The organism is Streptomyces sp. NPDC002276 (assembly GCF_053891435.1).
The window spans coordinates 319,810-340,738 of record NZ_JBSFCQ010000001.1; the positions used below are offsets into that span (position 1 = coordinate 319,810).

General features: G+C 70.9%; 18 protein-coding genes and 2 pseudogenes. 11 read left to right on the plus strand and 9 right to left on the minus strand.

Annotated elements, in window-relative coordinates; translation table 11 throughout:
- Positions 1 to 17: 17 nt before the first annotated feature.
- The gene (locus ACWIHT_RS01520) at positions 18 to 2,546 is read right to left on the minus strand and encodes a beta-L-arabinofuranosidase domain-containing protein (protein ID WP_456163207.1); all 2,529 of its coding nucleotides are present in this window, start codon (positions 2,544 to 2,546) and stop codon (positions 18 to 20) included.
- 402 nt (positions 2,547 to 2,948) lie between these two features.
- Here ACWIHT_RS01520 and ACWIHT_RS01525 point away from each other — a divergent pair, with 402 nt between their 5' ends.
- From ACWIHT_RS01525 to ACWIHT_RS01555, 7 genes are all read left to right on the plus strand, one after another.
- The gene (locus ACWIHT_RS01525; RefSeq protein ID WP_456163209.1) at positions 2,949 to 3,164 is read left to right on the plus strand and encodes a hypothetical protein; all 216 of its coding nucleotides are present in this window, start codon (positions 2,949 to 2,951) and stop codon (positions 3,162 to 3,164) included.
- 186 nt (positions 3,165 to 3,350) lie between these two features.
- Positions 3,351 to 4,934 carry an ABC transporter substrate-binding protein gene (locus tag ACWIHT_RS01530; RefSeq protein WP_456163211.1) on the plus strand — a complete coding sequence of 528 codons (1,584 nt, stop codon included), beginning with the start codon at positions 3,351 to 3,353 and terminating at the stop codon, positions 4,932 to 4,934.
- A 2-nt stretch (positions 4,935 to 4,936) separates the two neighbouring features.
- Positions 4,937 to 5,893, plus strand: coding sequence for an ABC transporter permease (locus ACWIHT_RS01535; RefSeq protein WP_456163213.1), 957 nt, complete (start codon positions 4,937 to 4,939; stop codon positions 5,891 to 5,893).
- Positions 5,890 to 6,768: an ABC transporter permease gene (locus tag ACWIHT_RS01540; protein ID WP_456163215.1), complete on the plus strand. Its 879-nt coding sequence runs from the start codon at positions 5,890 to 5,892 to the stop codon at positions 6,766 to 6,768. Before ACWIHT_RS01535 ends, ACWIHT_RS01540 begins: the two co-directional genes overlap by 4 nt.
- Positions 6,768 to 8,498, plus strand: coding sequence for a dipeptide ABC transporter ATP-binding protein (locus tag ACWIHT_RS01545; protein WP_456163217.1), 1,731 nt, complete (start codon positions 6,768 to 6,770; stop codon positions 8,496 to 8,498). Before ACWIHT_RS01540 ends, ACWIHT_RS01545 begins: the two co-directional genes overlap by 1 nt.
- A complete protein-coding gene (locus ACWIHT_RS01550) occupies positions 8,495 to 10,501 on the plus strand; it encodes a CocE/NonD family hydrolase (RefSeq protein WP_456163219.1) in 2,007 nt (668 codons plus the stop codon). The genes ACWIHT_RS01545 and ACWIHT_RS01550 overlap by 4 nt, the downstream gene beginning before the upstream one ends.
- Positions 10,468 to 11,163, plus strand: a complete 696-nt coding sequence (locus ACWIHT_RS01555) for a TetR/AcrR family transcriptional regulator (RefSeq protein ID WP_456163221.1) — start codon at positions 10,468 to 10,470, stop codon at positions 11,161 to 11,163. Before ACWIHT_RS01550 ends, ACWIHT_RS01555 begins: the two co-directional genes overlap by 34 nt.
- On the opposite strand, the pseudogene ACWIHT_RS01560 reads toward ACWIHT_RS01555, so the two are convergent.
- Both ACWIHT_RS01560 and ACWIHT_RS01565 read right to left on the minus strand, forming a co-directional pair.
- Positions 11,117 to 11,872, minus strand: a pseudogene (locus ACWIHT_RS01560) (SGNH/GDSL hydrolase family protein). The gene ACWIHT_RS01555 and the pseudogene ACWIHT_RS01560 sit on opposite strands and share 47 nt — an antisense overlap.
- A gap of 178 nt (positions 11,873 to 12,050) precedes the next feature.
- Positions 12,051 to 12,344, minus strand: a pseudogene (locus ACWIHT_RS01565) (hybrid sensor histidine kinase/response regulator); the annotation flags it as partial.
- An 83-nt stretch (positions 12,345 to 12,427) separates the two neighbouring features.
- Here ACWIHT_RS01565 and ACWIHT_RS01570 point away from each other — a divergent pair.
- Entirely contained in the window at positions 12,428 to 12,667 is a 240-nt protein-coding gene (locus tag ACWIHT_RS01570; RefSeq protein ID WP_456163223.1) for a hypothetical protein, read from the plus strand.
- Between the two features lie 3 nt (positions 12,668 to 12,670).
- Here the strand turns inward: ACWIHT_RS01570 and ACWIHT_RS01575 are convergent, their stop codons facing one another.
- Genes ACWIHT_RS01575 through ACWIHT_RS01585 form a run of 3 tightly spaced genes read right to left on the minus strand, consistent with a single transcriptional unit; the run spans position 12,671 to position 16,095 of the window.
- Positions 12,671 to 13,546: a geranyl diphosphate 2-C-methyltransferase gene (locus tag ACWIHT_RS01575; protein ID WP_456163225.1), complete on the minus strand. Its 876-nt coding sequence runs from the start codon at positions 13,544 to 13,546 to the stop codon at positions 12,671 to 12,673.
- Positions 13,547 to 13,595: 49 nt separating this feature from the next.
- Positions 13,596 to 14,636, minus strand: a complete 1,041-nt coding sequence (locus tag ACWIHT_RS01580) for a family 2 encapsulin nanocompartment cargo protein terpene cyclase (protein WP_456163227.1) — start codon at positions 14,634 to 14,636, stop codon at positions 13,596 to 13,598.
- 16 nt (positions 14,637 to 14,652) lie between these two features.
- Complete coding sequence (locus ACWIHT_RS01585; protein ID WP_456163229.1) at positions 14,653 to 16,095, minus strand: family 2B encapsulin nanocompartment shell protein; 1,443 nt, start codon at positions 16,093 to 16,095, stop codon at positions 14,653 to 14,655.
- 293 nt (positions 16,096 to 16,388) lie between these two features.
- Here ACWIHT_RS01585 and ACWIHT_RS01590 point away from each other — a divergent pair, with 293 nt between their 5' ends.
- The gene (locus tag ACWIHT_RS01590) at positions 16,389 to 17,183 is read left to right on the plus strand and encodes a VOC family protein (protein ID WP_456163231.1); all 795 of its coding nucleotides are present in this window, start codon (positions 16,389 to 16,391) and stop codon (positions 17,181 to 17,183) included.
- Positions 17,184 to 17,199: 16 nt separating this feature from the next.
- On the opposite strand, the gene ACWIHT_RS01595 is transcribed toward ACWIHT_RS01590, so the two are convergent.
- Positions 17,200 to 17,814 carry a TetR/AcrR family transcriptional regulator gene (locus tag ACWIHT_RS01595; protein WP_456163233.1) on the minus strand — a complete coding sequence of 205 codons (615 nt, stop codon included), beginning with the start codon at positions 17,812 to 17,814 and terminating at the stop codon, positions 17,200 to 17,202.
- Between the two features lie 57 nt (positions 17,815 to 17,871).
- On the opposite strand from ACWIHT_RS01595, the gene ACWIHT_RS01600 reads away from it, so the two are divergent.
- Positions 17,872 to 18,339, plus strand: coding sequence for a nuclear transport factor 2 family protein (locus ACWIHT_RS01600; protein WP_456163235.1), 468 nt, complete (start codon positions 17,872 to 17,874; stop codon positions 18,337 to 18,339).
- 12 nt (positions 18,340 to 18,351) lie between these two features.
- Here ACWIHT_RS01600 and ACWIHT_RS01605 read toward each other — a convergent pair whose 3' ends face one another.
- Entirely contained in the window at positions 18,352 to 19,563 is a 1,212-nt protein-coding gene (locus ACWIHT_RS01605) for a low temperature requirement protein A (RefSeq protein ID WP_456163237.1), read from the minus strand.
- A gap of 120 nt (positions 19,564 to 19,683) precedes the next feature.
- On the opposite strand from ACWIHT_RS01605, the gene ACWIHT_RS01610 reads away from it, so the two are divergent.
- A complete protein-coding gene (locus tag ACWIHT_RS01610) occupies positions 19,684 to 20,382 on the plus strand; it encodes a ribonuclease H family protein (RefSeq protein ID WP_456163239.1) in 699 nt (232 codons plus the stop codon).
- Positions 20,383 to 20,536: 154 nt separating this feature from the next.
- On the opposite strand, the gene ACWIHT_RS01615 is transcribed toward ACWIHT_RS01610, so the two are convergent.
- On the minus strand, positions 20,537 to 20,902 hold the full coding sequence (locus ACWIHT_RS01615; RefSeq protein WP_200712417.1) for a hypothetical protein: 366 nt from the start codon (positions 20,900 to 20,902) through the stop codon (positions 20,537 to 20,539).
- Between the last annotated feature and the right edge of the window lie 27 nt (positions 20,903 to 20,929).

The window sequence follows — 20,929 nt, forward strand, 5'->3', positions numbered from 1 at the left end:
CCCGGCTACGGCTACGGCTACGTGGGTCGCGCCAGCGTCGCCACCTCGGCGGCGCTCAGCGCCCTGCCGTAGACCCGGAAGTCGTCGACCGCGCCTTTCAGATACGGGTCCGCGTACTGCGACCGGCCGATGTACCCGGCCCGGACGTGGTTGCCGAAGCGGCGCGGCTCCACGGTGACGGCGGCATTCCGGCCGGCCTCCGCGCCGTCGACGTACAGGACGGCGGTCCCGTCGCCGTAGGCCACCGCCACGTGCACCCAGCGGTCGGCGGGCAGCGGCTCGGCGTCGATGCGCTGCTCGGCGCCCGCCCCGCCCGCGGTGATCGCGTACCGCAGGGTGCCGTCGCCGCTCAGCGGGGTCAGGAACATGTTGGCGGTGACGCCGGTCCCCAGGTCGAAGATCCGGCTCCAGGTCCCGGGCCGACCGTCCAGCCGGACCCACGTGGCGAACGAGTACGCCGACGCACCCGCCAACAGGTCGTCGGCGAGGGCGACATGACCGTCCACACCGTCCAGGGCGACCGCGCCACCCAGGCGGCCGTCCGCCGACCATGCGGCTCCGCCGACCAGTTGGGCCGTACGGCCGTTGCCCGTCGCGTCCGACGCCGTCGTGCCCGAGGTCTCGTCGAAGCGGTGCCAGGCGGTGAACTCCGGTGGAGGGGGCGGGGGTTCGCCGGTCAGCCAGTACACCGAGTAGTGCTGGTGGTGGACGCGGGCGATCGGCAGCAGGGTGACGTCCGTGTCGTCCGCGCGGGCGGTGAAGCGCAGTGGGTCCGACGACAACTGCCGTACGGAGTCGACGTCCAGGCGGGACAGCCAGGGATCGGCCCGGTCGCCGAACGCCCCGGCCAGCACCACCGGACCGTGCAGCACGGCCTGCACATCGGGGTCGTCGGGGGTCGGTTCCACGACCGTGCGCATCGGCAGTGACACCTCGATCCGGTCGCCGGCGCGCCAGGTCCGCTCCAGCGTGAGCCAGGTGCCCGGCTTCGGACGGTCGGGCAGCGCACGGCCGTTGAGGGCGGCGCGGGCGCCGGACGCCCAGGACGGGACGCGGACGCGCAGCCGGTGTGCGGCCCGGCCCGCGATGACCGTCAGGGTGGTGGTGGAGCGGTCGGGGAAGCCGGTGGTCTGCCGCCAGGTGATGCCCCGCTCGCGCCAGACCACTTGCGAGGGGATGAACAGGTTGACCAGCAGGGCCTGTTCGTCGTGCGCGTAGATCGTGTCGGCGAACTTGGCCTGGGTCTCCATGCCGGTGCCGTGGTCGCAGGAGAAGTTGTCGTAGTCCGTGGAGTACACGTCCGGATCCGCGCCCATGAACGACGGCTGGCGCTTTACCGAACCCGGCGCCAGGCCGGTGTAGTAGATGTTGAAGCCGTGCTCGGAGTCCGGGTCCTGCTCCCCCAACAGCTGGTTGAACAGGGCCCGTTCGTAGAAGTCGAGCAGCTCGACGCGGTCCGGGGTGTGGAGGTGCAGCAGCCGGGTCAGCTTGAGCATGTTGTAGCTGTTGCAGTTCTCGCAGGTGCTGTCCGACAACTGCCCTGCCACCACGTCCGGTTCGTGGAACGCCTCGCCGTTGCTGTTGCCGCCGATGACGTACGAGTGGTGGCCGGTGACGATCTCCCAGAAGTTGGCGGCGATCGTGCGGTACCGCTCGGGCAGCCCCTCCTCCCACAGCCGTAGCGCGCCGACCATCTTCGGGATCTGTGTGTTGGCGTGCAGTCCGGCGAGCCGGTCCTCGCCCTGTGTCAGCGGGTCGAACACCCGGGCGTGGGTGAAGCGTTCGGCGACATCGAGCCAGGTGGTGTTGCCGGTGAGGGCGTGCAGATCGGCGAGCACGTCGTTCATCCCGCCGAACTCGGTCTCCAGCACCCGCTGCATCCGCTCGTACGACAGTCCCGCCGTCCGCGCGTCGACCCAGCGCGCCTGCCGGAGCACCACGTCGAGGGCCTGCTCGTTCCCGGTCAGCCGGTACTGCTCGACCAGCCCCGCCATGATCTTGTGGATCGTGTAGTACGGCGCCCACACCCCGGTCCCGGCCTCCAGCCGGTCGAAGAAGCTCTCCGGGAACGCGGACAGATAGCCGGTGCGGAAACCGGCCGCGGGCGAGGCCGCCTGGCACTTGGCGAGTTCGGCGACCAGGGTGCGGCCCTTGTCGCGCAGGACCGTGTCGCCGGTGTTGGCGTACGCGAGCGCGAGCCCGGAGAGCAGATGGCCGGTGGAGTGGCCGCGCAGTTCCACGTCGGGCCCCTCCCAGCCGCCGCAGGGCCGCGCGGTGCTGGGCAGGCGGACGTTGGTACGGAAGGTGTGCAGCAGCCGGTCGAGGTCGACGAAGCGCAGATAGGCCGAGTTGCGGCGCTGGTTGTCCCGGAACGGGCTGTCCAGCAGGGTCACGGCGGTGAGCGGGAAGGCGCGGACCGCGGTGGGTCCGTCGGCGGCGCGGTCCGTGGCGGCGTACGCCGTGCCGTCCGTGCCGGTGAGGGTGAGGGCGGCCGAGGTGGCACCTGCGGCCGCGAGCAACTGACGTCTGCCCAGGGGTGGGGTCATCACCGATGTCCTTCGCATGTCGAGGAGTTGGAGTCGGGGCGGCGGTGTCCCTCCACCGCTCCACTCCGGTTCGAGATCCCGAATGTCGTGCGACATGCTGTGCGCTGGACACGCTAGGCGCCCGCTGTGTGATGTCAACAGGGCCTGGAGGGACGGCAGTTGACGATGGGGGCGGGAGGGGGGCCGGCGATCAGGTGTCGTTGTCCAGCGGCGGCGCGTGCAACTCGGCGGCCCGCTGGGCCAGTTGCTCCGCCTGCTCGGCCCTGGCGCGGGTGCGCGGCCGGGGAGCGTGATGTCGAGGACCGTACGGATCCGGCCGGGGCGGGGTGTCGGCACCACCACCCGGTCGGTCGGCAGGACCGCCTCGTCCACGGAGTGGGTGACGAGGACGACGGTGGACGGATGCTCGCGGCGCGTGCGCCGCGACTCGGCGCCGACGAGTTCGCGGACGGCGACCAGGGCCTCGGCCACGTCACCGTGGCCTCCGGCGGCAACGCCGACATTCCCCTCGCGTTCGCCGCGACGGCCCTGCTCAGCGCCATGAGCGTGCTCCTCTTCCACGCCGTCGTCCTCGCGGAGCGGGCACTGCTGCCCTGGGCCCGCGAGACCACCGGCTGAGCGACCGCCCTCGGCCCGTCCCGGCGCCCCCTGCGCGCCTTCTCCTCGTAACCAGTGCGTTTCGGACGTTAATTTCCGCGCCCAAAGGGTTGGCGGGAATCCATCCCCTCGTTATCGTTCACGCACTTCACTCAATCGTTCCGCTGAACGAATAGCTGAACGAATAGCGACAAGGACGGTCGGTACATGTCCGACATCCACCACCCGGGCCGCCGGTCGGTGCTCACCGCGGGCCTCGCCTCGGCGGCGGCACTCGGCGGGTCCTGGCTGCTGACCGGCTGTGCCGGGGCGGAGGCCGCCCCCGTCCTGCCGGCCGCCGCCGCGAAAGGCGCCCCCGACCGGGGCGGCACCCTGCGCATCGCCCGGCCGCCCGCCTCCGACGCCGAGACCCTCGACCCGGCCAGCTCCCTGTCCGCGTACGAATACCTGGGCGCCCTCTACAACCGGCTCGTCCGCATCGGCCCGGACGGGGATCTCGCCCCCGACCTCGCCGAGTCCTGGGAACCCGACGCCAAGGCCCGCACCTGGACCTTCCGCCTCCGCAAGGACGTCGCCTTCCACAACGGCCGCGCCTTCACCTCCGCCGACGCCGCCTACACACTCCGCCACATCCTCGACAAGGCGACGGCGTCCCCGCAGGCCGCGGTCCTCGCCCCGCTCATCGACCCGGCGAAGCTGGGCACACCCGACGCCCACACCCTCGTCGTCCCCCTCAAGACCCCGAACGCCGAGTTCCCCAGCCTGCTGACGCACTACAACTGCTACGTCATCCCCGACGGCAGCGCGAAGTCCATCGGCCGCACCGGCATCGGCACCGGCCCCTTCAAGCTGGAGTCGTTCGCACCGGCAGGCCCCGGCCGCGTCACCGCCTACGCCGACCACTGGGCGGGCCGCCCGGTCCTCGACGCGATCGCCTTCTACTCGGTCGCCGACATGTCGGCCCGCTCAAACGCCTTGCTGGCAGGGCAGGTTGACCTGCTCTCCCAGACCAACCTCGACTTCGCGACCGCCCGCGTGGTCGCCGCCTCCGACCGCGCCACCATCGCCCGCGTGAAGAACGCCCAGTGGTACGTCCTCCCGATGCTCACCACCGAGAAGCCCTTCACCGACGTCCGCGTCCGCCAGGCCATGAAGCTCGCCTACGACCCCGAGCACGTCGTACAGGTCGCCCTCCAGGGTGCGGGCACGGCGGGCTGGGACAACCCGGTGCCGCCCAGCGACCCGGCCCACATCTCCGCGCACCCCAAGCACGACCCCGAGCAGGCGAAGTACCTGCTCAAGCAGGCGGGCCACGAAGGCCTGGCGATGGACCTCTACACCTCCGCCTACGACCCGCTGTTCACGCCGATGGCGCTCGCCTACCAGGACTCGGCGAAGCGGGCCGGTATCCGCATCAAGGTCAAGACGGCCTCGGCGGACTCCTACTACACACAGATCTGGATGAAGAAGCCGCTGATGGCGACCTACTGGTTCACGGGCCGACCCGTCGACCAGCTCTTCACCCAGATCTTCCGCAGCGGTTCCTCGTACAACGAAACCGCCTGGTCCGACAAGGGCTTCGACGCGGTCCTCGACCGGGCCCGCGCCGAACTCGACGACACCAAGCGGCGCGAACTCTACGGCGAGGCACAGACGTTGGTGATCGAGAAGGGCGGGGCGATGACCCCGATGTTCGCCGACCGGCTCGTCGGCATCTCCCGCAAGGTACGCGGATACGCCGAGCACGGCTTCGAGTTCGACTACCTCAACATCGGCCTGAAGGGAGCCTGACCATGCTCTCCTTCATAACCCGCCGTATCGCGGCGGCAGTTGGCACCCTCTTCCTCTCCTCCGTCCTCGTCTTCCTCGCCGTCCAGGCCCTGCCCGGCGACGTCGCCACCCAGATCCTTGGCAAGGACGCGACCCCGGACGCCGTGGCCGCCCTGCGGGAGAAGCTGAAACTCGACAAGCCCGCCTGGGAGCGGTACGTCGACTGGGTGGGAGGCGCGCTCCACGGCGACTTCGGCACTTCCCTCGTCTCCGGCAAGGCGGTCGGCGGCGAAGTGTCCATGTACCTGGGCAACTCCGCGCTGATCGCCCTCGTCACCGTCCTCTTCGCGGTCACCGGCTCGATCGTCCTCGGCATCCTCGCGGGCCTGTACCGCGACCGCTGGCCCGACCACCTCATTTCCACCGTCAGCCTCGTCGGCATGAGCGTCCCCGAGTTCGTCGTCGCCACCGTCCTCGTCCTGTGCTTCTCGGTCGCCCTCCCGTGGTTCCCGGCCGTCGTCCTCTACGGCCCCGACGCGAGCGTCGGCCAACTCCTGCCCGCCGTATGGCTTCCCGCCCTCGCGCTCGCCGTGGTGATGGCCGCGTACATCGTCCGCATGGCCCGCACCTCGGTCATCGACGTGATGGCCACCGAGTACGTCACCACCGCCCGCCTCAAGGGCCTCTCCACCTGGCGGGTCGTCACCCGACACGCCCTGCCGAGCGCCCTGCTGCCCACCCTGCACGTCATCGCGCTCAACGTGGCCTGGCTGGTCGGCGGGGTCGCGGTGGTCGAGAACGTCTTCAACTACCCGGGCATCGGCAAGCTGATGCTCTCCTCCGTGCAGAACCGCGACCTGCCCACCATCCAGGCCATCGCCCTGATCAGCGCGGTCGTCTACGTCGTCTGCAACCTCGCCGCCGACCTGGCCACCATGGCCCTCAACCCCAGGCTCCGCACCCGAGGGAGGACCCGATGACCACGCTCGCCACCGCCCCGACCCTGGCAGCGCGCGGTACCCGCGCCTGGCGCACCCTGAGCACCTCCCGCACGGCACTCGTCGGCCTCGCGATCGTCGCCGTACACGTCCTGATCGCCCTGCTGGCCCCGCTCCTCACCTCCTACGACCCGATCGCCAACGACGCCAACCACGCGCTCCTCGGCTCCAGTTGGAGCCACTGGGCCGGCACCGACCAGTACGGCCGCGACGTCCTCGCCCGCGTCCTCTACGGCGGCCGGTACGCCCTCGGCGTCTCCGTCGCCGCCACCCTCCTGACCGTCGCCCTCGGTACGGTCATCGGCTGCGCGGCGGCCCTGCGCGGCGGCTGGTTCGACGACGTACTGGGCCGGATCCTGGACGCGGTCCTCTCCGTCCCGTCGATCCTCGCCCTGCTCGTCGTGGTCACCGCCCTCGGCACCGGCCCCGCGGTCATCGTCCTCGCCGTCGCGATCACCTACGTCCCGCAGGTCGTCCGCGTCGTACGCGGCGCCGCGCTCGCGGTCGTCCCCGCCGACTACGTGACGGCGGCCCGCGCCCGAGGTGAAAGCACCTGGTCCATCCTGCGCCGGGAGATCCTGCCGAACATCACGGACGTGGTGTGCGTGGAGTTCGCGATGCGGGCCTCCTGGGTCGTGCTGCTGATCTCCTCGCTGTCCTTCCTCGGCTTCGGCGCCGACCCGCCAACTCCCGACTGGGGCCTGATGGTCGCCGAGAACCGCACCGCCATCACCGTCGTCCCGATGGCGAGCATCGCGCCCATCATCGCCCTGGCCACCCTCGTGGTCGGACTCAACCTCGCGGCCGACGGCCTGTCCAAGGCGTGGGGCGTCGACCGGATCAGGGAGGGCTCCTGATGACCACGATCGTTTCCGTCAACTCCCTGTCCGTGGCCTACCGTTCGGGCGGCCGGGACGTGCCCGTCGTGCACGAGGTGTCGCTCGATGTCGCCGAGGGGCGGACACACGCGCTCGTCGGCGAGTCCGGCAGCGGCAAGTCGACCGTCGCCGCGACCCTGCTCGGGCATCTGCGCCACGGCTCGCGGATCACCGGGGGATCGGTGGAGGTGTCAGGCGCCGACGTATTCGCCCTGCCCGCCAGGGAGTTGCGACGACTCCGCGGCGGTACGGTCGCGATGGTCGGCCAGAACGCCGGCCACGCCCTCACCCCCTCCATGCGCATCGGACGCCAGATCGCGGAGGCGGGCGGCGAGGTCCCCGTCGTGGAACTCCTCGAACAGGTCCGGCTGCCGAACCCCGCCGACCTGGCCCGGCGCTACCCGCACGAACTCTCCGGCGGCCAGCAGCAGCGCGTCGCCATCGCCATGGCCATCGCGGCCCGCCCCAAGGTCCTGGTCCTCGACGAACCGACGACCGGCCTGGACGTCGTCACCCAGCGCAGCGTCCTCGACCTGATCGCCGCCCTGCGCGACGAACTCGGCCTGGCCGCCGTGCTGGTGAGCCACGACCTCGGAGTCGTCGCCCACATGGCCGACGAGGTGACCGTCCTGCGCTCGGGGCGGGTGGTCGAATCGGCGCCCACCAGGCAGCTCTTCGCCCAGCCCCAAGACCCGTACACGCGCCGCCTGTTGGCGAGCGTGCCGCGCCTGGACGACGCCGGTCTCGCGGTCGTCGGCGAGGCGGGGGAACGGGAGGTCAGGCCCAGGGCCGAGGTACCCGCCGACGCTCCCGTAGCCGTCTCCGCGCAGGACGTCACCATCGACTACGGCAGTACGCGTGCCGTGCACGGCGTCTCCTTCGACGTCCGGCGCGGCGAAGTCCTCGCCCTCGTAGGCGAGTCGGGCAGCGGCAAGTCCACCCTCGCCTGGACCCTGGCCGGACTGCGCACCCCGTCCGGCGGCACCATGCGCCACGAGGACGGTGACCTGGCCCGACCGGCACAGCAACGGCCGCTGTCGCTGCGGCGACGCGTGCAACTCGTCTTCCAGAACGCGGACACCTCGCTCAACCCCCGCCGTTCCGTGGGCGACGCGGTCCGCCACCCCCTGCGCTTCTTCGGCACGGTGACCCACCGCACGGAGGCGGCCGAGCGGGCCCGCCGACTCATCTCCGACGTACGGCTCGACCCGGCCCTCGCCGACCGCCTCCCCGCACAGCTCTCCGGCGGCCAGCGTCAACGCATCGGCATCGCAAGGGCGTTGGCGGGCGAGCCGGACGTCCTCATCGCCGACGAGATCACCACCGCCCTGGATGTGTCGGTCCAGGCCGACGTACTCCGCCTCCTGGACGACCTCCGTCGCGAGCGCGACCTCGCCTGTCTGTTCATCAGCCACGACCTGGCGGTCGTACGAGGCATCGCGGACCGGGTCGTCGTCCTGCGCCACGGAGTCGTCGTGGAGGAGGGCCCGACCGAAGCCGTCTTCGCCGACCCCCGACACCCCTACACCCGCCAACTCATGGCCGCCGCCCTCGAACCCGACCCCGACGCCCAGCCCTACGTCGACGACACCGCCGACTGGGCCGACGCGGCGGACGGCGACGACATCTGGACCGACCACGGCGACACCGGCCACCGCGTCCGGCGCTGGCGACCTCTCAACGCCCCTGTGGCAGAAGGAATTCTGTGAAGTACCGCGAACAGTTCGAGCGTCGGGTCGTCCGCGAGGACGTCTGGATCCCCACCCGGGACGGAAGGACCCGGCTGCACGCCCGCGTCTGGCGGCCCGATGACGCCGAGTCGGACCCGGTACCCGCGCTGCTCGAATACCTCCCGTACCGCAAGAGCGACTGGACCGCGCCCCGCGACGCCCAACGCCACCCCTGGTACGCCGGACACGGTTACGCCTCCGTCCGCGTCGACATCCGGGGCCACGGCGACAGCGAGGGTCTGCCCGGCGACGAGTACGACGCCCAGGAACTCGCCGACGGTGTCGACGTGGTCAACTGGCTTGCCGCGCAGCCCTGGTGCACCGGCAAGGTGGGCATGTTCGGCATCTCCTGGGGCGGCTTCAACTCCCTCCAGATCGCGGCCCTCGCGCCGGAACCCCTGAAGGCGATCGTCACCGTCTGCTCGACCGACGACCGCTACGACAACGACGTCCACTACACGGGCGGAGCCGTCCTCGGCATCGACATGCTCGCCTGGGCCGGCACCATGCTCGCCTTCGCCGCCCGCCCGCCGGACCCGGCGAGCGTCGGCGCGGACCGCTGGGTGCCGATGTGGCGCGAACGCCTCGACGCCCTCGAACCCTTCCTGCACACCTGGCTCGACCACCAACAGCGCGACGACTACTGGAAGCACGGCAGCGTCTGCGAGGACTACACCGCGATCGACGCGGCCGTCCTCGCGGTCGGCGGCTGGAACGACCCGTACCGGGACGCCGTGTTGCGGCTCGTCGAGCACCTGCCCGGCGACCGCGTCCGGGGGATCATCGGTCCCTGGTCGCACCAGTACCCCGACCGAGGACTGCCGCCGGGGCCCCCGATCGGCTTCCTCCAAGAGACCCTGCGCTGGTGGGACCAGCACCTCAAGGGCATCGACACGGGAGTGATGGGCGAGCCCCTGCTGCGGGCCTGGATCACCGACCCGGTGCCGCCGGCGACGTCGTACGACGTGCTGCCCGGCCGTTGGGTGGGTGACGTCAACTGGCCCAGCCCGAAGGTCGGTTGGGACTCAAGGCCGCTCGGCGCAGGCATTGAGCCCGTCCTCGTGCGGTCCCCGCAGCACACCGGGCTCGACGCCGGGCGCTTCTTCCCTTTCGGGAACGCGAGCGACCTGCCGCCGGACCAGCGCGAGGAGGACGGCCGTTCGGTGTGCTTCGACTCCGAACCGCTCACCGAACGCGTCGAGATCCTCGGCCGTCCGCGCGTCCGGCTCCGCCTCGACAGCGCCACCCCGCGCGCCCATGTCGTCGCCCGGCTGTGCGACGTGGCCCCGGACGGCTCGTCCACGCTCGTCACGCGAGGAGTGCTCAACCTGCTGAGCCGGCACGGCCGGGACCGGGCCGTCGAGTGGACACCGGGGACGTACGAGGACGTCGAGTTCGAGCTGACCGGCATCGGGTACGCGATCCCGCCCGGCCACCGGATCCGGGTCGCCGTCTCCGACACCTACTGGCCGTGGGTGTGGCCGCACGGCGAGCGCGGCGAGCTGCGGGTCGTACCGGCCGAGAGCGTCGTACAACTGCCCGTGCGCGAAAGGGGATCGGAGCCGTCGATCCGTTTCGAGGAGCCCGAGCAGGCGGTCCCGCTCGACGTGACCTACGACCGGCCCGCCGAGCCGACGCCCGAGCGGCTCGTCACGCACGATGTCGCCAAGGGGGAGTGGACGCTGGAGGTCGACCCCAACTACGGGGGATCACGGACGTATCCGGACGGGCTGCGCTACGAGGAGAGCGCGCGGGAGACGTACCGGATCCGGAGCGACGACCCGCTGTCCGCGCACGCCGTCTCGGAGTGGCGGATCCGGTTGCGGCGCGGGGACGACTACGACGCTGAGATCATGGCGCGGACGGAGCTGCGCGCCACGGCCGCGGACTTCGTCATGGACAGTCGCGTCGAAGCACGGGCGAACGGAGAGACAGTGGCCAAGCGCGCATGGCACCGCACCACCCCGAGGACGTCGGGATGACGGCCGCCAAGCCCTCGCAGGCCGCCAAGGCACCGCGCCGTGCCGTCGCCGCCGCCGATCGCACCCGGCAGCCCACCGAGGTGCGCCGGCGGCTCATCGTCGAGGCGGCCGTCCCGCTGATAGCGGAACGCGGCTACGCCTCGGTCGGTGTGCGGGACGTGGCCGCCGCCGCCGGGGTCTCCGTCGGTACCGTCACGTACCACTTCGGCAGTGTGCAGGAGATCCTGTCCGAGGCGATGGTCCTGCATATCGAGCGCTACTACGCCGAGTTGCACGAGGCCGCCGAGCAGGCGACCAGCGGGGCCGAGGCGCTGCGGCTGCTCGTGGACGCGTTGTTCACCGAGGACACCGACCGGCACTGGCGGATGTGGTTCGACTACTGGAACGCGGGCGAACAGGGCACCGACGAGGCCTTCAGCAGCGGGCAGGCCCGGCGGTACGAGAGTTGGCACCAGCAGATCCGCGCGCTGGCCGAACGGGGCGTCGCCGACGGCGAGTTCGGCTCCGACGACCTCGACGGCTTCACGGTCCGCTTCGCCGCCCTCGCCGACGGCCTCGCCCTGCAACGGCTGCGCCAGACACCCCCGTTGAGCACCGAGGACGCCCGCCGTCACCTCAACCGGCTGATCGAGACGGAGCTTGGGAGCCGGTCACGCGGGTGATCTCCCGGGCCATGCGCAGGATGCCGGGGGAGCGGACCGGACACGGCCTCGGCGTCGAGGTCGTCGGGGCCAGGCAGAAGTGCAGGTAGTCGTCGTCCCGGTGGAGGGCCGTACGGCCGTTGCCCGGCTGGGTGCAGTGGTCGGGGTGGGCGCGCTCGTAGGCGGTGCACGGGAGGTACTGGGGCCAGGTGTAGCGGGCGCCGGACGCGCTCGGGTCCGGCCCCTGCAACACCCATACGACGGTGGGCCGTTGGGAACCTCCGGCGGTCGCGATCTGCGCGGTGAGCTTCCTGATGTCGGAGGCGTACCGCCGTAGATACGTCTGCCGGTCGGCGTCGTAGGTGATCCCGTCCATGCAGGGCGTGCAGCCTCACGCGTTGCCCCAGAACTGGAGGACCACGAAGTCCGGGTGCAGGGCGCGCACCAGCGCCGCCGCCTTGTCGCCGTCCGGCACCAGGGAACGGGCCCCGGTGCCCTCCAGGTAGTCGCACAGTGTGGTCCCCGAGTACGGGGCGCTCGTGTACGTCGCGTCGAGCGTGCCGCGGAGTTCCTGCCCGAGCACCCGCTGGCTCTCCATCGCGAGGGAGTCCCCGAGATACAGCACACCGGGCGTCGACTTCACCGGGGCGACGGGGACTTGTCGATGGGCGGTGGCCGGTACGGATGGCGTCGGCGGAGGGACCTCGGGCCCGGACGCCCGGCTCCCCAGGCAAGCACAGGCGGGGTGAAGGGGGAAGACGCCCCGCTACTCCAGGCGCTCCAGCAGGTCGAGGAGATCCGTCAGCGGGAGCGGCTCGGCGAGACGGGCGTCGAAGCCGGTCCCCGTGCGGCCGGGCGCGTACCGTACGGGCCACCGTGTAGCCGTCGGTGTCGGGCAGGTCCAGGTCGCACAGCACCACGTCGAAGACGTCGGACTCGGTCGCGGTGAGCGCGTCGGCGCCGGTGTGCACGGCGGTGACGTGGTGGCCCTGGCGTTCCAGGAGGGTGCGGTAGGTCGCGGCGAGGTCGGTGTCGTCCTCCACGATCAGGATGGCCAGTCGGCGTCGCGAGCGAGGGGGCGCGGACGGCCGTACCGGCTCCGGAGTCTTCTCGTCGGCGCGTGGCAGCCGCACCGTGAACGTCGCACCCCTGCCTGGCCCTTCGCTGTGGGCGCCGATCCGGACGCCGTGCAGTTCGACCACCGTGCGTGCGACCGCGAGTCCCGGACCGAGCCCCTCGGGTGTGCTCGGCCCGTCGGGGCCGCCCGCACGAAGACCCCGAACAGGTGCTTGGCCTGGGCAGGTTCGAAGCCTGTGTCGTCGATCCGCGCCGTACGACGTTCATCGACTCCACCGGACTCAACCTGGTGCTGCGTTTCCGCCGCCGGGTGCGGGAGCACGAGGCGGGTTTCGCGGTGGTGTGCGCCCCGCGCACCGTGCGCCTGTTGCGGGCGCACGGCACGCTGGACGTCCTCGATCCGGCGCCCGGTCTCCCGGAGGCGGCCTCCAGGATCGCCGGCCGCTGAGACTCAGACCCGGTCGGCCGCGATCAGCAGATACTGGAAACTGCCGTTGCGGTAGGCGGTCAGGAAGGTGTCCTCGATGCCCGTGACCAGATGGTCGGCCTGACCGCGCAGCGCCCAGTAGGGGATCGTGTCCTGGGTGAGGTCCTGGACGTGGACGGGCACCAGCCGGTTGCGGGCCATCGCCCGGAAGTACTCCGACCTGGGGTGGATGTCGCAGATGTAGTGGGCGTTGATGAGGGACACCTCGCGTGAGGCCCGGCCGTAGGTGTCGTTGTAGCAGCCGGTGATCACCACATAGCGTCCGCCGCGCCGCAGCAGCCGGGCATGCTCGGCGAACAGCAGGTCCAACTCGACGTACATCGTGGACTCGTTGTTCCAGGACGCGGCGAACTCCCCTGTGGGGAAGCCGGTGTCGAGCATGTTGCGGTGGTGGTAGCGCACCTTGCCGTCGATGCCCCGGGCGCGGGCCTGCGCGTTGGCGAACTCGGCCTGCTTGGTGGAGATCGTGACTCCGTCGGCCCGGCAGCCGTAGCGCAGATGGGCCACCACGCTGCCTCCGCCACGCCCGCAGCCGGCGTCGAACACCCGGTCGTCCGGGGTGAGTTGGCCGAGGTGGGAGGCGAGCAGTTCGGCCTGGGCGTGTTCCAGGCGGTGCAGTTCGGCGGTGAGCCGTTCCCGGCGCCGGACGGGGTCGGGGTCCTCCAGCACGGATTCGTCGGCCCCGCCGATTCCGTAGTGGTGGTGGTACAGGTCGTCGATCTGTCCGAGGGCGAGGTTGACCGGGTTCTGTTCGGCGTTCCAGTAGTCCGCGACACGGTTCTGGTACGTGGACTGGGTCGGCACCGGTGCTGCTGTGGTGCCGGCGTCGGTGGTGGTCAACGGTGACTCCTTGCGTGGTGCGACTGACGGGACGTCAGGGACCGGACTCTTACCAGTAGTTGGGCAGGTGGTAGCGATGGGTGTTGGTCGCGTGCCACTCGTGGTTGCCGGACACCCAGGCGGCCAGGCCCTCGGTGTAGCGCGCGACGAGGGGCGAGGCGGCGGACAGCGCGGCGGACTCCTCGTCGAAGGCGTCCATGATCCGGTTGTGGATCTCGACCGACTTCAGATAGGAGGCCTTCAGCCCGCACCGCTCGTTGGCGGCGACGACCTGCGGGAGGTTGAGGTGCTCCGGGTCGCTGGCCAGTTCCTTGGTGAAGGAGTAGAGGTCGTTGACGATGGTGGTGGCGTTGCAGGCCAGGGCCGTGACCCGCTGGACCTCGGGCCGGGCGTAGACCTGTTCGGGCAGTTCGTAGCCGTCGACCGCGTCCACGATCGACAGACAGGGCCGGAAGTTGTTGAACTGCCGCATCACCAGGTACTCCCACACCCGCGGCCTGTACCGGATCTCGGCCCACGCGGCCTCGGCGAGATAGCCGAGGTGCAGCCGCGCGAGGTCGTGCACGATCCGGTCGGTCTGGCTGGGGGTGGCGAGGAGGGCGTAGTCCTGGATCGCGAAGTGGTACGAGCGCAACGGGCCGTCGGCCCGCATGCCCTGCCGCCACTCCGCCTCCAGCTCGGGGGTGCCGTGGTAAGGGTCCAGCGCCGACTGGGCCAGGATCAGCCGGCCGCCGAGGCCGCGGTGCGCGCCGCCCTTGCCCTCGTCCTCCTCGCAGTAGCAGCTGTCGACGATGTTCTCGGCGAGCAGCAGCTTGCCGGCGGCGGTCAGGCGTTCCAGGTCGGCCGCCCCCGGGTGCTGGAGCACCACGGCCCGGCCGAGCTGGAACCCGGCGAAGTCCCCGTCCCACGCGGCCGGGAAGAGGTCGAGGCCGCGCGCCCAGGCCTCCAGCCTGCGGTCCAGCTCAGCGGCCTTCTCCGGGTCGGCGGGCGCCGCCGGACGGTAGGTGAGACCGGGGATCGCGCCGGTGCGCCGGGCCCGCAGCGTGCCCGCCAGGTCCGGCGGACCGGGCAGCGAAAGGGATGTGCTCATGGGCATCTCCAGGCCGTCACTCGGCGGTCCTGCCGATCTGCACGTTCTCCAGGATTCCCGCCGCGTCGGGGACCAGGATGGCCATCGAGTAGTACGCGGTGACGAGGTAGCGGATGATCGCGGCCGAGTCGATGCCCATGAAGCGGACGTTCAGACCGGGCTGGTACTCCTCGGGGATACCGGTCTGGAAGAGCCCGACGACACCCTGGTCGGCCTCGCCGGTGCGCAGCGCGATGATGCTGCTGGTGTGCTGCGGGGAGACCGGGATCTTGCCGCACGGGAAGAACGGCACCCCGCGCCAGGCGGGGATCTCGTGCCCGTCGACGTTCGCCGTGCCCGGCACCAGACCGCGCCGGTTGCACTGCCGGAAGAAGGCCGCGATCGCCTTCGGATGGGCGAGGAACAGCTTGGTCTTGCGCCGCATGGAGAGCAGTTCGTCGAGGTCGTCCGGGGTCGGCGGACCGGTGAACGTGCTGATGCGCTGGGTGTAGTCGACGCTGTGCAGCAGCCCGAAGTCCCGGTTGTTGACCAGCTCCCACTCCTGCCGCTCGCGGATCTCCTCGATGGTGAGCCGCAGTTGCTGCTCGGTCTGGTCCATCGGATCGTTGTAGAGGTCGGCGACCCTGGTGTGCACCCGCAGCACGGTCTGGGTCAGGGACAACTCGTACTCGCGCGGGGCGAGTTCGTAGTCGACGAAGCCGCCGGCCAGTGTGGGCTCGCCCACATGGCCGGCCTGCACCGGCACATCGGCCTCGCCCTTGCGGTTCATCGGCAGCCGCTGCCGTTCGGCGTACGCCGCCAGATGCGCGGCCAACGACGGTACGCGGTCGATGAGTTCGGACACGACGTCCCAGGGCAGGACGAGCAGTACGCCCGCGGTCTCGGCGCGCACGGAACTCAGCCACAGCGGATCGGACTGCCCGAGCGCCTCGTCCCCCATCTGATCGCCGTCGGTGACGACTCCGAGGATCTCCTCCTCGTCGTAGGGTCCCGCGACGTAGCGGGTGAAGCGGCCGTGGGCGACCAGGTAGTTCTCCGTGACGGGCTGCCCGGCCTCGAACAGGACCTCGCCCGCCCGCACTTCGCGGACCCGGAACCGGCCGGCGATCTCCTTGAGGACCTCCAGGTCGGAGTACCCGCGCAGCACGGGCAGTTCGGTGAGTGTCTGGGGGATGACCTTGATGTCGTCGGCGCCGTTCTGCTCGAACCGCACCCGGCCGCGGCCGACGCTGAGCTGGAGCCGCCGGTTGACCCGGTAGGCGCCGCCCTTGACGTCCACCCAGGGCAGCATCTTCAGCAGCCAGCGGGAGGTGATGGCCTGCATCTGCGGTTCGGACTTGGTGGTCGTGGCGAGTTGCCGCGCCGCGACGGTACTGAGGCTGGTGAGTGGTCCGTTGTCGGCCGGCTCGGGGGCGGAGTCGTCGGTGGCCGGTCCGTTGACGCTTTCCGGAGTGGACACATTCCCTCCCGGGAGGTGAACAGGGGTGAGCGCGTCGTCGGTTTACAAGCCAAACAGTCCTGCCCAGCACCGGTAACCGCGCGAAGGGGGCGGCTTCACGACCCGAAGGTCGTAAACGCGCCGGTCGGGTCGGGGACGGCGAGGACTCGTGCCCGCACCCCGGCGCGCGGGGCGCGCGGGCGCGGTGGCGGGCGATTCGGGCGTTCGGCGCGCGCCCCGCACGCCTGGTGACTAGCGTGAGAATTCGGACAACGAGATCCAGCCAACCCGAGCTACCGGAGAGGGCCGCAGCCATGGCCGTACAACCTGAAGGAACCCCCTGTTGGGCCGACGCGATGTTCGGCGACGTCGAGGGAGCCAAGAGTTTCTACGGCGACGTCCTCGGCTGGACCTTCGGCGAGTCGTCGTCGGAGTACGGCAACTACACGCAGGCCTACGTCGACGGCAAGGCCGTGGCCGCCGTCGTACCGCCGATGCCCGGCCAGGAGGGGCAGTCGCAGTGGTGCCTCTATCTCGCCTCGCCGGACGCGGCAGCCACCGCGGCGAAGATCCGGGAGAACGGCGGCGAGGTGCTGATGGAGCCGATGCAGGTCGGCGAGTTCGGCACGATGTGCCTGGCCCGTGAGCCCAGCGGCGCCGTGTTCGGCGTCTGGCAGGGCGGCATCCACGAGGGCTTCGAGGCATCGGGCGTGGCCGGCGCGTACGCCTGGGCCGAGGTCTTCACCCGCGAGCCCGCGAAGGCGGACGGATTCTTCCCGGCGGTCTTCCCGTACACGGCACAGCAGGTGGACGACACCAATGTCGACTTCCGCGTCTACAACCTCGCCGGGAACCCGGTGCTCGGCCGGATGAAGATGGGCGACGAGTTCCCGCCCGAGATCCCGTCGTACGTCAACGTGTACTTCGGCGTGGACAACTGCGACGACGCCGTGGCCAAGGCCACCAAGCTCGGCGGGGTCCTCCGCTTCGGCCCGATGGACAGCCCCTTCGGGCGGTTCGCGGCGCTCAGCGACCCGCAGGGCGCGTCGTTCTCGGTGATCGACATGAGCACGACCGAGGGAGAGATGCCGCAGATGACGGACGCCTGACCGGGCGGGCCGTCGGTCAGCGGCCCTCGGCCGTCCACCAGGCGGGGGCGCAGGCCACGGCCGCGTCGACCATGCCGTCCTTGGTGACCGCCGGGTCCTCCAGCCATGCCCTGATGGCGCCCGCGAAGCCGTGGGCCAGGAACTGCGCGACGACCCGGCGATTGGCCTCGGGAAGCCCCGGGCGGTCGCCGTCGGCCATGAAGGACAGCGTGTAGTCGCCGAAGTGGCGCACGAGCGCGTCGTACACACCGCTGTCCGCCGGATCCCTGAGGGCGCGCCGGTAGATCGGCAGATGCCGTTCGACGTGGTCGGCGACCTCCGCCGTGGCCAGCCGGAGCAGTTCGGCGGCCGAGTGCCCGCCCTGTGCGCGGGCCTCGGCCTCGCGGCGGTGGCCGCGGTCCAGATCGGCCTGGAGCACCTGGATGAGCAGGTCGAGCGGGGAGCTGTAGCGGTTGTAGAACGTGGCGCGGGTGACCCCGGCGCGGTCGGCCAGTTCCGCGACGGAGATCCGGGAGACGGGCCGCTGCGCGGCGAGTTCCACGACGGCCTCCTCGAAGGCCCGCGTCGTGCGGGTGACGCGTGGATCGATCCGCTGGTTCAGCGCTCCGCCCTCCTCGGGTTCACGTTGCACTCTGCCATGACGAGTGATTTTATACACATGTCAAATAGTGCGGCGAAAGGAACGGTCATGGCCTCGCACACCGCGATCTCACCCCAGGAGGCCGCCGACCGGCTGGCCGTTCGCGAGCTGATCGACGCCTACGCGCACTGCGCGGACCGGCGGGACGCCAAGGGACAGATGGCCCTCTTTACCGAGGACACCCGTTTCCTGGTCTTCATGGACGCCACCGCGGCGGAGCCGACGCAGGAACTGCACGGCCGCGAGTCGCTGGCCCCGGTCTTCGACAACCTCAACGTCTACCGGGCCACCACGCACTTCAACGGCCAGAGCACCATCACCCTGGACGGCGACCGGGCGAGCGGCGAGAGCTACTGCCTGGCGCACCACGTCTCGGTCGACGAGTCCGGGCAGCGCACGCTCATGATCGCGTCCATCCGCTACCTCGACGAGTTCACCAGGCAGGACGGCGACTGGTACTTCGCCGAGCGCCGGCTGATGGTCGACTGGACCGAGACGCGGCCCTCGACGCCCTGACCTCGGCGCGGGTCACGTGGCGGGTTCCTCGTAGTGGGACACGCGGTTGGCCACGGCGAGTACCCAGGGGGTGCCGAGCAGCACGACGAGCGCCAGGCCGAGGACGAGCGGAGCCGGGCGCAGGGCGCCGACCCCCACCGCTAGGACGGCCATGGCGACACAGGTGCGGGCCAGGGGCCGGTAGAGCCCGGGGTTCTCGCTCCAGGCGCGCAGGGTCGCCGCGAGCGCCATCGTCGCGCAGAGCACGACGGCCGCGCCCCCGCAGAGCACCCAGGCGGTGGCGGCGGGCGTCCGGCCGTCGTGGGCGTGCTCGACGAGGCCGACCATCGCGGCGCCCATGGCGGCCACCGCGGCCGTGATCGGCAGATGGACCACCATCCACAGCAGGGCGCTCGTCCGCGTGTCCCTCGGCAGCCGGTGCCCCGCGAAGTCGAAGTACGTCCACCACGCGCCGAATCCGACGACCACGGCGACCAGTCCGACCGCCAGGGTGAGCGCGTTGGTCGGCTCGTGGGCCAGTCCGTCGACCACCCCGGTCACGTTCTCGCCGAGCACGATGATGATGAACAGCCCGAACCGCTCGGTGAGCGCGTCGGTCACGCTGAGCGCGACCACCCGTTCCGGGATCGCCCTCCCGATGATCAGCACGAAGCCGAGCAGATAGCCGACGGCCAGCACACCCCACGTGAGCACGCGGGCGTCCGCGGACAGGGCCGCGCTCGCCGCCAGCACGACGGCGCAGGCCGCCGTCCCCGTCACGTACAGCATGCTGGGGCGCCGGAATTCGGCCGTGTCGCTGCGGGACGCGAGCAGCCACAGCAGCGCCAGGACCGCGAACAGCACCCCCGCGTCCACGGCGAACGCGGCACCGCGCGCGTCGCCCGCCTCCGGGATGAACGCGCCCAGCGGCACGAGCACCAGGATCTGCAACAGGAACATGCTGCGGCCGCGTGCGTCCTCGTGCCCGTGCAGTTCGTGGTGCAGGCTGCCGTTGAGCCAGGCGATCCAGACCAGGGCGAACACCGCGGCGAACAGGCCGAGGCCGTGCCGGTCCAGCTCCCCGGACAGATGGTGGGCGGCCTGTGCGACCAGCACGACCACGACCAGGTCGTAGAAGAGCTCCAGCGGACCGACCACCCGCTCGCGCGGCTGCTCACCGTGCGCTCGCGGGGGTCGCCACAACTGGCGGCGCACCCGGGCCCATTGCTCTTGTCGCGAGGTCATGCGCGCAGCGTAGAGGGGGGACGGGCGAGATCCTCGGACAGGGGCCGCGCGTGTTCTCGGGGCGGCCGGCGGGTCCTTCGGCGGTACGGGGCGGCGCGGACCCGGGGTCACGGTCATGGCATGATCGGGCGCATGCGTGAACGTGTGGTGGCCGCCTGCGACGGGGCTTCGAAAGGAAATCCCGGGCCCGCGGCCTGGGCGTGGGTCGTGTCGGACGACGAGGAGAGCCCGGCCCGCTGGGAGGCGGGACCGCTCGGCAGGGCCACCAACAACGTCGCCGAACTGACCGCGCTGGAGCGGCTGTTGACGGCGACCGCACCGGACGTACCGCTGGAGATCCGGATGGACTCGCAGTACGCCATGAAGGCGGTCACCACCTGGCTGCCGGGCTGGAAGCGCAACGGCTGGAAGACGTCCGGCGGCAAGCCGGTCGCCAACCAGGAACTGGTCGTCCGCATCGACGAACTGCTCGACGGCCGCTCGGTCGAGTTCCGCTACGTCCCCGCGCACCAGGTCGACGGCGACCCGCTGAACGACTTCGCCGACCGCGCCGCGAGCCAGGCCGCCATCGTCCAGGAGCCCGCGGGCAGCGAGCTGGGTTCCCCGGAACCGCCCGCTTCGCCCGACACCCCGAAGAAGTCCGCCCGTCCGGCCGGTGCCAAGTCGGCCCGGAAGGGGGCGAGTTCGTCCTCCCGCACCATCAAGGCGAAGTTCCCCGGCCGCTGTCTGTGCGGGCGCGCCTATGCGGCCGGTGAACCGATCAGCAAGAACGGCCAGGGGTGGGGTCACCCGGAGTGCCGTACCGAGAAAGTGGACTAGACAATTACCGTCCCTCCGCTTTAACGGCCGTACGCGGTCCGGGAATTCGGCCTCGCAAAGGTCGGACTTAATAGCCGGACCGGTCTCGGCTGATATGGCCGCGCCGAGACCGCCCGGGGTCACGACTACTCAACTGTCATATGCCGCGACGTGTTCATATCTCCAAACTCGCCTCAAGGCGCTTGAGGTTGTGCCTCGCCAGCGCCAGATTGCTGCGCTCCCGGTCCAGCGCCAGATACAGGAAGAGCGAGCCGTGCACGCTCGCCAGCGGTCGGATCAGGTGGTACTGCCGACCGAGGGTGATCAGGATGTCCTCGATGCGGTCATCCAGGTTGATGGACTTCAGCGTGCGCTGCTTCGCCCGTACGACCTCGGTGTTGCCCGCCCCCGCGACCTCCAGGTCCAGATGCGGACCGCCGCCCAACGCCCCCAGCGTCATGCCGCTCTCGTAGTCGACCAGGGACACCCCCAGGGCCCCGTCGATGGTCATCGCTTCCTTGAGTGTCGCCTCAATGTTCACGTGGTGCCTCGTTTCCCCTCACGACCC

Bases quoted from the DNA above. Each gene is read 5' to 3' on its own strand.
- ACWIHT_RS01610 (WP_456163239.1), top strand. From the start codon at position 19,684: ATGATCGGGCGCATGCGTGAACGTGTGGTGGCCGCCTGCGACGGGGCT.
- ACWIHT_RS01525 (WP_456163209.1), top strand. From the start codon at position 2,949: ATGCTCGCGGCGCGTGCGCCGCGACTCGGCGCCGACGAGTTCGCGGAC.
- ACWIHT_RS01545 (WP_456163217.1), top strand. From the start codon at position 6,768: ATGACCACGATCGTTTCCGTCAACTCCCTGTCCGTGGCCTACCGTTCG.
- ACWIHT_RS01590 (WP_456163231.1), top strand. From the start codon at position 16,389: ATGGCCGTACAACCTGAAGGAACCCCCTGTTGGGCCGACGCGATGTTC.
- ACWIHT_RS01540 (WP_456163215.1), top strand. From the start codon at position 5,890: ATGACCACGCTCGCCACCGCCCCGACCCTGGCAGCGCGCGGTACCCGC.
- ACWIHT_RS01580 (WP_456163227.1), bottom strand. From the start codon at position 14,636: ATGAGCACATCCCTTTCGCTGCCCGGTCCGCCGGACCTGGCGGGCACG.
- ACWIHT_RS01605 (WP_456163237.1), bottom strand. From the start codon at position 19,563: ATGACCTCGCGACAAGAGCAATGGGCCCGGGTGCGCCGCCAGTTGTGG.
- ACWIHT_RS01600 (WP_456163235.1), top strand. From the start codon at position 17,872: ATGGCCTCGCACACCGCGATCTCACCCCAGGAGGCCGCCGACCGGCTG.
- ACWIHT_RS01535 (WP_456163213.1), top strand. From the start codon at position 4,937: ATGCTCTCCTTCATAACCCGCCGTATCGCGGCGGCAGTTGGCACCCTC.
- ACWIHT_RS01555 (WP_456163221.1), top strand. From the start codon at position 10,468: ATGGCACCGCACCACCCCGAGGACGTCGGGATGACGGCCGCCAAGCCC.
- ACWIHT_RS01530 (WP_456163211.1), top strand. From the start codon at position 3,351: ATGTCCGACATCCACCACCCGGGCCGCCGGTCGGTGCTCACCGCGGGC.
- ACWIHT_RS01520 (WP_456163207.1), bottom strand. From the start codon at position 2,546: ATGACCCCACCCCTGGGCAGACGTCAGTTGCTCGCGGCCGCAGGTGCC.